At 26.1% G+C, this 13,456-nt stretch carries 13 protein-coding genes and 2 tRNA genes; 8 read left to right on the forward strand and 7 right to left on the reverse strand.

Annotated elements, in window-relative coordinates; translation table 4 throughout:
- The first annotated feature begins 104 nt into the window (after window positions 1–104).
- From MCAV_RS01490 to MCAV_RS01515, 6 genes are all read left to right on the forward strand, one after another.
- A complete protein-coding gene (locus MCAV_RS01490) occupies window positions 105–1,127 on the forward strand; it encodes a phosphotriesterase (RefSeq protein WP_391592122.1) in 1,023 nt (340 codons plus the stop codon).
- A gap of 54 nt (window positions 1,128–1,181) precedes the next feature.
- On the forward strand, window positions 1,182–3,158 hold the full coding sequence (locus tag MCAV_RS01495) for a PTS ascorbate transporter subunit IIC (RefSeq protein ID WP_391592123.1): 1,977 nt from the start codon (window positions 1,182–1,184) through the stop codon (window positions 3,156–3,158).
- 109 nt (window positions 3,159–3,267) lie between these two features.
- Window positions 3,268–3,750 (forward strand): PTS sugar transporter subunit IIA, encoded by a 483-nt coding sequence (locus tag MCAV_RS01500; protein WP_391592124.1) that lies wholly within the window; start codon window positions 3,268–3,270, stop codon window positions 3,748–3,750.
- Between the two features lie 2 nt (window positions 3,751–3,752).
- The gene (locus MCAV_RS01505; protein WP_391592125.1) at window positions 3,753–4,622 is read left to right on the forward strand and encodes an L-ribulose-5-phosphate 3-epimerase; all 870 of its coding nucleotides are present in this window, start codon (window positions 3,753–3,755) and stop codon (window positions 4,620–4,622) included.
- Window positions 4,607–5,305 carry an L-ribulose-5-phosphate 4-epimerase gene (locus tag MCAV_RS01510; protein ID WP_391592126.1) on the forward strand — a complete coding sequence of 233 codons (699 nt, stop codon included), beginning with the start codon at window positions 4,607–4,609 and terminating at the stop codon, window positions 5,303–5,305. The genes MCAV_RS01505 and MCAV_RS01510 overlap by 16 nt, the downstream gene beginning before the upstream one ends.
- Window positions 5,306–5,402: 97 nt before the next feature.
- Window positions 5,403–5,687 (forward strand): PTS sugar transporter subunit IIB, encoded by a 285-nt coding sequence (locus tag MCAV_RS01515; protein WP_391592127.1) that lies wholly within the window; start codon window positions 5,403–5,405, stop codon window positions 5,685–5,687.
- An 83-nt stretch (window positions 5,688–5,770) separates the two neighbouring features.
- Here MCAV_RS01515 and MCAV_RS01520 read toward each other — a convergent pair.
- From MCAV_RS01520 to MCAV_RS01550, 7 genes are all read right to left on the reverse strand, one after another.
- Window positions 5,771–5,845: transfer RNA gene (locus tag MCAV_RS01520), tRNA-Trp, on the reverse strand.
- Window positions 5,846–5,850: 5 nt separating this feature from the next.
- A tRNA-Ser gene (locus tag MCAV_RS01525) sits at window positions 5,851–5,945 on the reverse strand.
- Window positions 5,946–5,984: 39 nt separating this feature from the next.
- A complete protein-coding gene (locus MCAV_RS01530; protein WP_391592128.1) occupies window positions 5,985–6,218 on the reverse strand; it encodes a phosphopantetheine-binding protein in 234 nt (77 codons plus the stop codon).
- A gap of 12 nt (window positions 6,219–6,230) precedes the next feature.
- Entirely contained in the window at window positions 6,231–6,752 is a 522-nt protein-coding gene (locus MCAV_RS01535) for a hypothetical protein (RefSeq protein WP_391592129.1), read from the reverse strand.
- Window positions 6,752–7,828 carry a hypothetical protein gene (locus MCAV_RS01540; protein ID WP_391592130.1) on the reverse strand — a complete coding sequence of 359 codons (1,077 nt, stop codon included), beginning with the start codon at window positions 7,826–7,828 and terminating at the stop codon, window positions 6,752–6,754. The genes MCAV_RS01535 and MCAV_RS01540 overlap by 1 nt, the downstream gene beginning before the upstream one ends.
- Before the next feature lie 283 nt (window positions 7,829–8,111).
- The gene (groEL, locus tag MCAV_RS01545) at window positions 8,112–9,716 is read right to left on the reverse strand and encodes a chaperonin GroEL (protein ID WP_391592131.1); all 1,605 of its coding nucleotides are present in this window, start codon (window positions 9,714–9,716) and stop codon (window positions 8,112–8,114) included.
- 5 nt (window positions 9,717–9,721) lie between these two features.
- Window positions 9,722–10,594, reverse strand: coding sequence for a bifunctional 5,10-methylenetetrahydrofolate dehydrogenase/5,10-methenyltetrahydrofolate cyclohydrolase (locus MCAV_RS01550; protein ID WP_391592132.1), 873 nt, complete (start codon window positions 10,592–10,594; stop codon window positions 9,722–9,724).
- A gap of 252 nt (window positions 10,595–10,846) precedes the next feature.
- Here MCAV_RS01550 and MCAV_RS01555 point away from each other — a divergent pair, with 252 nt between their 5' ends.
- Complete coding sequence (locus tag MCAV_RS01555) at window positions 10,847–12,322, forward strand: hypothetical protein (RefSeq protein ID WP_391592133.1); 1,476 nt, start codon at window positions 10,847–10,849, stop codon at window positions 12,320–12,322.
- 108 nt (window positions 12,323–12,430) lie between these two features.
- Window positions 12,431–13,315 (forward strand): hypothetical protein, encoded by an 885-nt coding sequence (locus tag MCAV_RS01560; RefSeq protein WP_391592134.1) that lies wholly within the window; start codon window positions 12,431–12,433, stop codon window positions 13,313–13,315.
- Window positions 13,316–13,456 lie beyond the last annotated feature (141 nt).

The following is a 13,456-nucleotide window of genomic DNA, read 5'->3' on the forward strand; positions in this document are numbered from 1 at the left end:
AATTGATTATATTAAATTAGTTTTGAATTGATTTTCAAATTGATATTTCTAGTTTATGTTTAATTAATTTAACAATTGAAGAAATGGAGGATATATTTAAAATAATGTCTGCTCAAAATCGAAAAAAATTAAATTTTATTCGCACTGTTTTAGGTGATATTAAACCTGAAGAATTGGGGTTTACAAATAGTCATGAACACTTAATTCGTTCTGGTGGAATTGAAGTTCGTGAACATAAAGATTTTTTAATGGATTCAGTAGCAGCAGGAAAAGCTGAATTTCAAGAATGAATCGACAATGGTGGTAAATCATTAGTTTGTTGTGATCCAATTGGTTGTGGTCGTAATGTACCTAAAATGTTAGAAATTGCTAATGCATTCCAAAATAAAGGTCATATTTTAATGTTGACCGGATTTCATAAAGCTCATTTTTATGATACTCGCATTTCATTTTTAGCTGTCACTCCTGTTGATGATGTTGTTGATATGTGCGTTAAAGAAATTGAAGAAGGAATGGATTTGTATTCATATGCTGGACCAGTAGTTAAACGCACCAAACATAAAGCAGGTTTAATTAAAGCTGGTACTGGTTATGCAGCAATTCATCCATTTGAAATGAAGGCTTTAGAAGTGGCTGCGAAGACTCATTTACGTACTGGTTGTCCTGTTTTAGTTCATTGTCAATTAGGTACTATGGCTTTTGAAGCAGCGCAAATTTTAATAAAACATGGAACAGATCCATCAAGTATTGCTTTATGTCATTTAAATAAAAATCCTGATCGTTACTATTATAAAAAAGTATTAGAACTTGGTGTTAATATCTGTTTTGATGGACCAGATCGAGTTAAATATTTTCCTGACAGTGTTTTAGCTGATAACATTCATTGAGTGATTCAACAAAATCCTCAATTTGCTAATCAAATTTTATTATCAATGGATGCTGGGCGTTGTTATTATCAAACTCACTATTCACTTGAACGTGGTGAAGTATTTTCATTAGGTGTTAAATATTTAATTACTCGTTTTATTCCTCTCTTAGAAGAAGTTGGTGTTTCTAAAACTGATATTGAAAAATTTATGATTCACAATCCACGTGAATGATTATGTTTTAGAGAACCACAACATTAAATCTAATCAATTATTTAATCAAAAAATTATTTCTAAAAAAATAAGGTATATCTTATGAATGAAAATGACAAAACTGTTAATGGTTTTGATCATGATAATTTAAATGAAGCGATTAATAAACCTAAATCGCGTTTTGGTTTATTTCCTAAAGCTGAAGATAAAATTAAAAAATTACGTAATCAATTTCAAGAATCAAATTTCTATAAATCTTATAGTGGATTTATGAGTAAATATGATAAATATGTTGCGTTATCTTTTTTTATCGCATTTGTTTTGTCATGATTTATCGCCTTTATTGTTATTGGATTAACTAACTCTAAAGGTTTTGGTGAAGCTGCTAGACTAGTATTTAATAATGCTTTAATTGTTAACTTTTTAGGTATTGGCCCAGTACTAATTGCTGTTTTAATTGCTTTAGGTTATCGTTTAGCCAAAAAAAGTTGAAGCCAGGTCTTATTAGGATTTATTAAAGGTTTTATTGGTGTTTTGATTTTAGGAGTTGGAGCAGGGATCTTAATTGGTACAGCTCGTCCTATTTTCTTAGCTCTTGGAGCATTAAACACTAATAGTACAGCTAATGTTGTGCCTTTAGATCCATACTTTGGTCAAACTACAGCTAATAACTTTTTTGGTAATAATGGAATTGGTGGTAGTGAAAACATTACTAGTATTATTTATATTTCACTAGTTTTTGGTTTTGCTTTAAACATTATTTTAGTAGCCCTAAAACGATTTACTAACTTACGTGCTATTTTTGTAACTGGTCATATTATGATTCAGCAATCAGGAATGTTTAGTATTGTTGTTTATTTATTATTTTTAGCTAATGGAATTACAGGTAGTGGTGCTTTTTGAGGTACTGCTGTTTTGGCTGGTTTAGCTGTTGGAACATATTGAGCATATGGTTCATCATTAAGTTATTATGCTACTAATAAAGTAACTGATAATGCTGGGTTTGCTGTTGGTCACCAACAAATGATCGCAATTGCAATTGCTTATAAAATTGGTAAATATTTTGGTCGTCCAGAAAAAGATGCAGAAAACTTAAGATTACCAAAATTTTTAAGAATTTTTGAAGATAACATTTTCACTCAAGCATTAATTATTTTTTCATTATTTTTAATTTTTGTTTTGGTAATTCAATATTCTGCTCCAAATGAAGCTCAAAAATTTTGAATTTTTAAAGATGGTACATATCAAACCAATACTGCTGCTAATTTCACTGTTAATACTCAAAGTGGTAATTTAAGTCAATGATCTGCTGGTGGTGGTGTATTTTGGTTTTATGGTTTTCTATTTGGTATTTTTAAAATTGTTGGTTCAATTTTAATTATTGTTTATGGTGTTAGAATGTTTGTTACTGAATTGCAAGAATCATTCTTAGGAATTAGTAGTCGTTTAATTCCTGATGCTACTGTTGGGGTTGATATTGCTGCTACTTTTGGTTATTCACAAACTTCTGTAACTATTGGTTTTATTGCTGGTACTATTGGTCAATTTGTTGCAGTTGCAATTTTATATGGTATTTCTTTAGCATTCCCATTATCAAGTAGAACTAATTTCCCAATTGTTTTACCTATTTTTATTACTCTATTCTTCAATTCTGGTGCAGTTGGTATTTATGCTAATAAATCAGGTGGATTAGTTGCAGCAATTGTTGTGCCAATTATTTTTGCTTTATTAGAAATTTTAGTTATTACTTTAGGTATTTCTTCAATTAATAGTTTCTTTGGTGCAATCAGTAATAAACCAACTACTGCTCCTTCACCATTTCAAATTGGTTATAATGGCATGGCTGATCCTAATTTCTTCTTTGGTGGTTTATTTGCTTTAGTTGGTTTAAATGGTCAATTTGGTTTCTTATTAATTGTGTTATGAGTAATTATTTTATTATTCTTATCACAAATTATTAAATACCATGATGATACAGAACAAACTTATTTGTACAAAAAATATCAAAAATTAGCTGATACTTTATCAATTAAAAATTGAAAACAAATGAAAAAATTAAATCCTAGACAATTAAATTAATTGTTTAAATTAATATTTTCACATTATCTTACTTAAACTTTTATTAATTTACTAGAAGATTTGATTTCTTGTTATTAATAAAAGTTTTTTATTAAAAGAAGAGAGTTTTATGAATTCTAATTTACAAAAAACTTTTAGTGCTATTTTAAAAGACAATAATACAGTTGCATTACAACAAACAGCAACTGATTGAAAAGACGCAATTAATCAAGTGGTCCAATTATTAGTTAATGCTAAATTAGCAACAAAAGAATATGCAGAAAAAATTATTATGGCAACTGAAGAGTTAGGACCATATTATATTGTTGCTGATCATGTAGCAATGCCACATGCTCAACCAAGTGAAGCCAATTTAGATAATGGTTTTGCTCTATTAACTTTAAAAGAATCAGTTAAATTCGGTGATGAACCAATTAAAGTTTTAATTTGTTTATCTTCAATTACTGCTGATTTTCACACAGCATGTGCTTTACCACAAATTGCCGCTTTATTTGATGATTTAGATATGGGTAATAAAATCGCTCAATGTCAAACGTTTAATGAACTTTATCGTTTAATTGATCAAATTGATTTTCAAAAATATTTAAACTAACAATGATTCTTACTAAACTAGGTTTATATGAAAAAGCCTTACATGATGATTTGACATTAGAACAAAAAGTTTTATTAGCCAAAACTGCTAAATTTGATTTTTTGGAATTGTCAATTGATGAATCAATTCAACGTTTAAAACGTTTAGAATGAGATGATCAGAAATGATTGAAACTAAAAAAATTTTTAGACCAAAATAATTTTTACTTTAATTCATTGTGTCTTTCAGCCCATCGAAAATATCCTTTAGGTAGTACTGATGCAACAATTAGACAAAAAAGTTTAACAATTTTTCAACAAGCTTTACATATTTGTCAATTATTAGACATTAAAATTATTCAATTAGCAGGTTATGATGTTTATTATGAAACTTCATCAGCACAAACAAAAGCTTTGTTTGCTGAAAACTTAAAAATAATTACTAGTCTAGCAGCAAGTGCTAATATTCAATTAGGAATTGAAACAATGGATACACCTTTTTTAGGAACAGCAACTAAAGTGCGTTATTATGTTGATTTAATTAATTCACCATACTTACAAATTTATCCTGATTTAGGTAATTTGTTTCAATGAACTAATGATCCTGAAAATGATTTAATTAATAATATTGATCATTTTCTTCAAGTTCATATTAAAGCAACATTACCAAATGTTTTTCGTGATTTAGCATGAGAGCAAAGTAATGTTCCCTTTATTAAATTATTATCAATTTTAGCTAAAAATGGTTATCAAAAAAATTTTTTAGTAGAAATGTGAGCACCAAAAAATCAAATTTTTGATTATCAAAAGGAGTTAGAACGTTTGAATTATGCTTATCAGTTTGTTAGTGATAAATTAATTCAATCAGGATATCAATTATGCTTGAAAACTTAAAAAAACAAGTTTATGAAACTAATATGGCATTAGTAAAACATGGATTAGTCGTTTTAACATGAGGTAATGCTTCAGCTTATGATGATGCGACTGGTTATGTTGTGATTAAACCAAGTGGTGTTAGTTATGATGTAATGACACCTGAAGATATGGTAGTAGTAGATTTAGATGGTAAGATCATTGAAGGGACATTAAATCCTTCATCAGATACGCCAACTCATTTAGCCTTATATAGAAAATGAAATCAAAAAATTAAAGCGATTATTCACACACATTCAACTAATGCAACCGCTTTTGCTCAAGCAATGAAACCAATTCCTTGTTTAGGCACAACTCATGCAGATGTCTTTTATGGATCAGTATTGGTAACAAGAATTTTAACTGAAAATGAAATTGCTAATAATTATGAGTTGAATACAGCAATTGTAATTTTAGAAACATTTGCTAATATTGATCCATTAGCTATTCCTGCTATTTTAGTTGCTAATCATGGTCCATTTTGTTGGGGATCAAATTTAAAACAAGCACTAAATACAGCAGTCACTCTTGAAGCAGTTGCTGAAATGAGTTGAAAAACAACTTTAATTAATCCAGACATTAAACCAATTAGTCAATACATTCAAGACAAACATTATTTTCGCAAACATGGTCCTAATGCTTATTATGGACAAAAAAAGCAATAATAATGATTTAATCAAATTAAAATTAGATTTATTAGTTATTCAATTTAAAATAAAATTAAATTGTTCAATACAATTATTAAAAAAATAGGAGTTTATAATGCATATTATTGTCGCTTGTGGTGCTGGAATGGGAACTTCAATGTTAATTCGTTTAAAAGTTGAGAAAATTTTACGTGATAAAAATATTTCTGGTAAAGTAGAAGCCTTATCAGTTGGTCAAGCAAAACCAATGACTAATACAGCTGATTTAATTATTACGCAAAATCATTTAATTAATCAATTTGATGGTACTCGTAAGGCTAAAATTGTTGGCATTAAAAATGCAACTAGTGAAAAAGAAATTAGTGAAGCACTAGAAACATTTTTAAAGTCCCGAAAATAACTTTTAGATAATTATTTCAAATAAAAAACCATGCTTGTGATTTAAACAACAAGCATGGTTTTATTATTGCTACATTAAAAAAATGGCAGGGGTAGCAGGATTCGAACCCACAGCACGCGGTTTTGAAGACCGCTGTTCTACCGTTGAACTATACCCCTATTAATGGCGGAATAGACAGGATTCGAACCTGCGCGCAGGTTGATAGACCTACCTAAAAGCTTTCCAAGCCTTCCCCTTCAGCCACTTGGGTACTATTCCATAATTTTTCAATTCAATTATCAATTTTATACTAAAAAATTATTTAATAAAGATTTTTAGTAAATCATTTAAAGTTTTAACTTTTAATAATTCTTCATCTTCAGCTTGATAATTAAGTGCTTTTTCAATATCAGTAATAATTGCAAAAGCTAAAAGACTATCAATTTGCAGATCTCGAATTGGTCAATTTAGTTTATCAGTAGTAATTTTAATATGATAATTACGTTTTTCTAATGATTTTTCAATAAATTTAATTAGTTCGTCTTTTGACATAAATGGTTCAATTTAAATCATGAAATTGATTTGAAAATGATCATAATATTTTTTTTGAGCATCAATTTGATCATTTCATTGGGCAACAACATCAACTGAAAGATCTAAATTATTAATTTTAAAATATATTTTACCATGAAATTCAGATGATGTTACTAAACCCTTTTGATTAGCTAAAATCGCATTATGAACGATTTCTTTTAAAATTGGTTGAATTTTTTCTTCATCAATTTGATAAACAACATTATTATAAACATTATGATAACTTAATGCTTCTAATAATTTTTCTTTTTGATTAAAATCATTAATTAAACTAATGCGATCAACTGATTGTAAATCTAGTTCTTGACTGACTGGATTAGTGTCATTAGAAGTAATTGGTTGATCATTCTGATTTTTTTGATGATCATTATTAATATTAATTTGTGGCTTTTTTTGCTGATAAATTAAATAACCACTAACAATTGATGTTGCTGCTAAAATAGCAGTTAGACTAGTAACAAAAATTTTTTTAACTTTAGGTTTTAATACCATTAGAATTCGATCCTTTTATAATTAAATAATTGTTTTTGACTTGGTTTTCAATTAAGTGATTTTAAATTGACTAAATTATTTTGTTTTTTAGTAATTAAAAAATCAGTTTGAAACTGAAAATTATCTTCAAGATTTAAAAATACTCTAGCCCCTTTAATTGTAAAATAAAGACTAGTTCTAATTGCACCCTTACTTTTATAAGGAATAAAAATACCATTAACACCATTATTATGAGCAATTTCTAAAACATCATTTTCAAAAATTGTTTTTCTTTTAAAACTAATATTTACAATTGTTTTAGTAGGATTAAAACTAATTAAAAGATCATCATTTTTAATTTCTAATGTTTTTTCACTTCTTGTTTTTGCAACATAATAATCAACTAAACTACTAATTTGATTAATTTGAATGATTTGATTATTTAAACTTTGTATGGTAATTAATTTTTTAATTGGTGAATTAACGATATATTGTTTATCTTCTAAAACAACATTAAATGAAGAATATTGATAATTATTAAAATTAGTATTTTTATAAATTGTTCAATCAGTCAACACTTTTAGTTGATATTCATTTTGTAAGTTTTGTTTTTTCAAATCATAACTATTAGTGTATGGAAAAGAAAAATTTTGAACTGCATTATGCATGTTTTTCAAAAAACGATCGAATTGATCATCATTAATCTTTTTTTCTTCTAATGGCACTTTAGTTAATGCGCGATGATCAATATCAAAATTTAATCATCCTGAAATTAGACGATTTTTCATTAAACTATCAAAATATTTATCATCACTTAAAATGACATTAAAACTTGATTTATAAAGATAACATTTTAAGTTAGAATGATTTGATGATCCAAAATCATCAGAACAACTACGCAAATAAGTTAAATAATTATTTTCAATTCTTTTATTAGGAAAATTAACATTGTATTTTAAAGTATTAGGCGGGAATTTAAAATCAGCTAGAATTTTAAATTGCGCATCAACTTTTCATTGATATTCAGCACTTTGAAACTTTAGTTGATAATCTTCAATAATAAATTTATCTTGATTTAAATAATAGACTTGATTCATTTTTTAGTTTTTTTTAATAAAAATCTTATTGTTTTTAGAATTCAATTAAATGATTTTTAATTATTTAGTTTTAATCTATATATTTAATTATTAAGAAAAAGTGAAAAAGCAGATTTTTTATCAAATCTTTTTTAATTTAATCATTTTGATTTAATTAATAAAAAAACTTAGACTTTGTTTTTTAAAAAAACATCATCTAAGTTGATTTTTTTAGTTTAGTTGGATTTAAATTTTTAATTTGTTTAAAACATTGATTAAACAATTGGCTTAATTAGAATAAAAATTATGATTTAATATCAGGGAAAACAAATCGTTGTTTTTCAATTAATTCAACAATTACTGCTTCAGTGGTAATTAATGTTGTAGCAACACTAATTGCTTTAGCTAATGCTGTTTTTGCAGCAACTAAAGGATCAATAATCAATTGTTCTCAAGCATTATTTCAAGATTTATTGAAAACATCAAAATATTGATCATTTGCTGGTGAATATAACTGTTTTAAGAAATAAGGATCAATTGAAGCGTTTTTTAAAATTTGTTGTGCAGGAGCTTTTAGAGCATCAGTAATAACTGCTAATCCATCTTGAAAATTAGCTTGATCAGCATATTCTTTAACTAAACTTTCAGCAACATAATAAAGTCCCATTCCTGCTCCTGGAATAATTCCATGTTTAACAGCATGAGCAGTAGCATTTAAAGCATCTTCAATCCGATATTTTTTTTCTTGTTGTTCAATTTCAGTTTGACCACCAATTTTAATTAAAGCAATTTTTGCTTCTAATGCAGCAATCCGATTTTCTAAATTATTATATTCAACATCTTTAAGTTGATACTGATCTTTTTGTGATTTTAATTGATCTAAATAATGATTAAAATTAGTTTTATCTTCTAGTTGGTGAATAATTGTTGTTTTATCTTGATTAATTTTGATTTGTTGTACTACTGCCAAATCATCTCAAGTTAGTTGGTTTAATTGACTTTCAGAATAATATGATTTTTGATTAATTACTATTGCTAAATCTTCTAATAAAGCATTGGTATTAGAAAAATAATTTTTAGGTTTAATAGCAATTACATTTAAAATTTTTTTTAATTTATTAATTGCTAAAAGTGAGATTATTTCATCACTAAAATTTTGAGCAATTAAAACTAGTGGTGTTTTATTTTGGTTTGCTGCTTCTAAAATTTTAACAATTGCTTTTAATGAATTTAATTTCTCATTAAAAACTAAAACTTTAACATGATGCCAATTGATTTCAGGTTTAGTTAAATCATCTAACATATATCTTGATAAATAACCACCATTAAATTCAAAACCTTCACCTACTTCTAAATGAGAATTAAAAGTTTGTGAATCTTCAATTTTGATAATACCATCATTACTAACAGTTTCATAAGCCTTACCAATTAATTTAGCAATTTTAGGATTGTTTGATGCAATTTTAGCTACTGCAACAATTTCTTGATTAGTTGTTAGTGGTCGTGATAATTGAGTTAATTTTTCAATTGCAACATTACTAAGAGTTTGAATTGCATCTTTTAGAGCAATTGGATCAACTCCTTTTTCAATTAATTTAAAAGACTGATTAATAATTGTTTGAGTTAAAATGATTGCAGTTGTAGTTCCATCACCAGCATCAGTATTGGTCGCTTCAGCTACTTGTTTAATCATACTAGCACCAATATTTTCAATCGGATCAACTAAATTAATATCTTTAGCAATTGTTACTCCATCATTAACAATTAAAGGTGTTAACTGGTTTTTTTGTTGCAAAATAATATTGCGTCCTAATGGTCCTGCTGTTACTGCAATTGTATCAGCAACCAAATTCAGACCAGTTAAAATTTTTGAACGAGCTTCTGAAGAACGTAAAATGATTTTAGCCATAATTTTTATTGAGTTATTTTCTTTTTAGTTAATAAATATAAATTATCAAAAATTGCAGCAACAGTCATAGGACCAACACCATTAGGTACAGGTGAATAAGCTTGACAGTGATTTAATAAACTGTTTCTAGGAACATCACCAACTAATTTTTTTTGATGATCAAAATTAATCGAAACATCAATAACTACTGCATGTTTAGCAACTAAATTAGGTGTTAAAAAATTAGTTTTACCTACACCAGTAATAATAATATCTGCTGTTGATGTATATTCAATTAAGTTTTTAGTTCGACTATGACAAATACTAACAGTAGCATCTAATGCTAATAACATTGCTGCTAATGGTTTGCCAACAATATTACTACGATTAATAATAACAATTTTTTTTCCTTGACAATCAATTTGATAATGATTTAACAATTTAATAATTCCTTTTGGTGTACAAGGAACAACTTCTTCTAAAGGATTAAATTTTTTTGTGTTTCAAATTTTAGCAGTTGTTGCTACACTTAAACCATCAACATCATATGTTGTTTTTAAAGTTTGTAAAACTTTAATTTCATTAATTTGTTCAGGTAATGGTAATTGGATTAATATTCCATCATAAAGATCATTATTTTGTAAATCATTGATTAAATTAATTAATTGATCTTGTGAATAATTAGCGTTAAATTTTAAATGTTCAGCAATAACATTAACTTTTTTAGCAATATTTAATTTATTTTTAATATAAGTTGATGATGCTAAATTATCACCAATTTGAATAATGCCTAAACGTGGTTGTCTTTTTAATGCTAAGATTTTATTTTTAATATCTTCAATCCAAGCATCAGCAGCAACACGACCATTTAAAACGATTGTATTAATTTTATGATCCATTTTTAAAACGTTTTTATTCTAATTTAATCTAATTGATTATCATTCAGTTGGACCATATAATTTTAACTAAAAATTTTAATAATTAAAATTCAATCGTTTTTAACATATTAATAAAGCAAGAAAAATTTATCTTGTTAATTAAGTTTTTAGATATAATTCAAAGTAAGTTGATTACTAATGCAAGAGATATAAAACAATTTAATTAGTTTTTATTAATCTTGTAACTATTTTAAAAAATCAACAGAATGAATGATGATTAAATTTTCTCAATCAAAAACTAGAAGATGATTATTAGTTGGAGTTATTGCAACTTTATTTTTGTCTGCTTGTTCATCTAATAACAATAATAATGATTCAAATTTACCAAATTTACCACCAGCATTTGATTGATTATCTAATTCTTCTGCAGAAGATTTATTTTGAAAAAATTGAAAAAATTTAGTTCCACGAATTGGAAACGATTTGAAAACTACAACTAATCATTTAAGTTCAGTTTTAAAATCAAATGATCAGACTGATTTTAGTTTTCCTAATTATAGTAATACTGATCTTGAATTGTTTGAATATCTCAATTCACGTTCAATTGGGATTTTAACAAGAGTTAATGGAAAAACTAATTATGGTACAGGTTGAATTCTAGGTGCAGCTACTGAAACAACTAAAAATAATAAAAACGAAAATAGTTATTATCTTCTAACTTCATCTAGTATTGCTAATAATTTCAATCAAAAAAGAAATAGTAGTATGAACTATTATCGTTTTACTTTTAGTCCTTTTTTTGAAAAATATTTACTGCATAAAGAATATCCAGGAATTAATAGTTTATCAGGGTTGAATAATAATTCTTTACGTTCATTGCGTGGCTTTAATCAATTAGAACCAAAAGATTATTATCAATTAGGTTTTGCTTCTAATCAATTTCATTGAAATGCTACTGAATTAAAAACAAAAAAAATTACTGGTTTTAAATATGATTCAGTTGATCAACAATCTAAAACTCAAGAAACAATAACTACTGAAACTAGTGAGTATCAAAATCAAAAATTAGCATTAAATTTTTCAGTTATTAAAGTTGATTTTAATGACGCTTATCAAACTGCTGTTGCTTTAGAAGATCAAGGTTTATTAAATTATTTAAGTTATTTAAGAGAATATGTTGCTAAAAATAATGATGATAGTTATTTTAATAGTGATCAAGGCGAAAAAGATATTTCTAATTCAAACAATTATTTAGTTGCTTATCCAACAATTAATCAAAATGCGATTAAATCAGTAGCAGCATTAAATTTAAAAGTTAATAAATTAAGTTTTAATGAAGTTGTTATTGATCCTAAAAGTAGTGAAACAACTGATTCACATTTAAGTATTAATTCAACTAATAATTCTTCATTTGCTACAAAATATTTTAATCCTAGTCTTGATTATAGTATTAGTAATTTAGTTTCAGATGAAGGCTTGGGTGGTTCAGTTTTAGTTCGTTATGATCCTAATAATTCAGATTTAAAGCAAAAATTTAGTTTAGTTGGAATTGATCGACTTAAATTTAATGTTTCAAATTCTAATCCCATTTCATATTTTAGTCGTTTTATTGTTAAAGGAATTTATGATCCAATTGGAATGACAACTAATAAAAACGATCCTAATCCTAAAACTGATCATAGTTTGTGTAATTATATCAATCAACAAGTTAGACGAAATCCTAATTTACGCAAATTAAGTTATTGTTAGTTTTCTAATGATTTATGGTAAAATTTTATAAAATAGTTTATATTTTTTCGATTGTGATACAATTATCACGTTCACTTTAATTTATTGAAAGGATGGTAATTTTATTAAATGAATTATCCTTATTCAAATAGCACTAATGCTAAAACTTCTTTTAGTTTTCAAGATGTTATTAACATTAAAACTGAAAGTAAAGTTGCAAAATTTATTTTAAAAGCTTTTTTTAGAGCTTCATTTATTTTTTTAATTTTTGGAGTTGTTACTGCTTTTAGTAGTTGAGGTGTTAGTGTTTTTTTTGTTAATACTATACAAAAAAATCCTAATTTTGCTACTAGTAGTGGTTTAATTATCTTTTTTATCATTTTAATTGCCATGATGTTTGCTTATACGTTTACTTATAGTAAGTGAGCATCTAATGTAGCCAATGCATCTAAAGCTGTAATTGTTACTTCAGTTTTATTTGCTTCATTTATGTATTTATTTTTATTGTCTTCACTAATTGGTGTTTTATCAGTAGTTGATATCGCCAGAGGTGGAGCAATAAGTCTTGATAATTTAAATCAACAGTTATTAATTAATGTTCTACGTACCACATCAACAGTTTTTGTTGGTGGTTGATTAGCATATTTAATTCCTGCAGCAATTGGTTATTTTCTAAAAAACCAAAAAATTGTTAAAAATATTGCTTTTGTGATTACTGTTGCTTCAGTTTTACTTTTCATTTTACTAACTGTTAACTTTGTTTTATGAATTGTGTCTGGTAATTTGCGTACTAATAGAATAGTTGATTTAATCTTTTTTGCATTATTTTCGATTATTACTTTTCTAATGCCAATCGTTACCATCTTTCGTTTTAAAAAAGTTGCCCAACAAATCGATTATAATGATCAATTGTTATTAAAACGTTGAAATTTTTTCATGAGTTTTAACATTTTTGTTGAATTATTAAATATGGTTTATTTAGTTTTAAACATTTTGTATCGTTTACGCGGTTAATTTCTTTAATTAATTAATAAAATTATTTATAATAATAACTAAAACAGTAATCTTAATTTACTGTTTTTCTTTTTGAATCAATTTTAATTAATTAATTTTTGCTGCTAATTGATTAAAAAAAGATTATTTTTGGTATTAATT

This window comes from [Mycoplasma] cavipharyngis (assembly GCF_042984175.1).
GTDB classification, from domain to species: Bacteria; Bacillota_I; Bacilli_A; order Mycoplasmatales; family Mycoplasmoidaceae; genus Mycoplasma_N; species Mycoplasma_N cavipharyngis.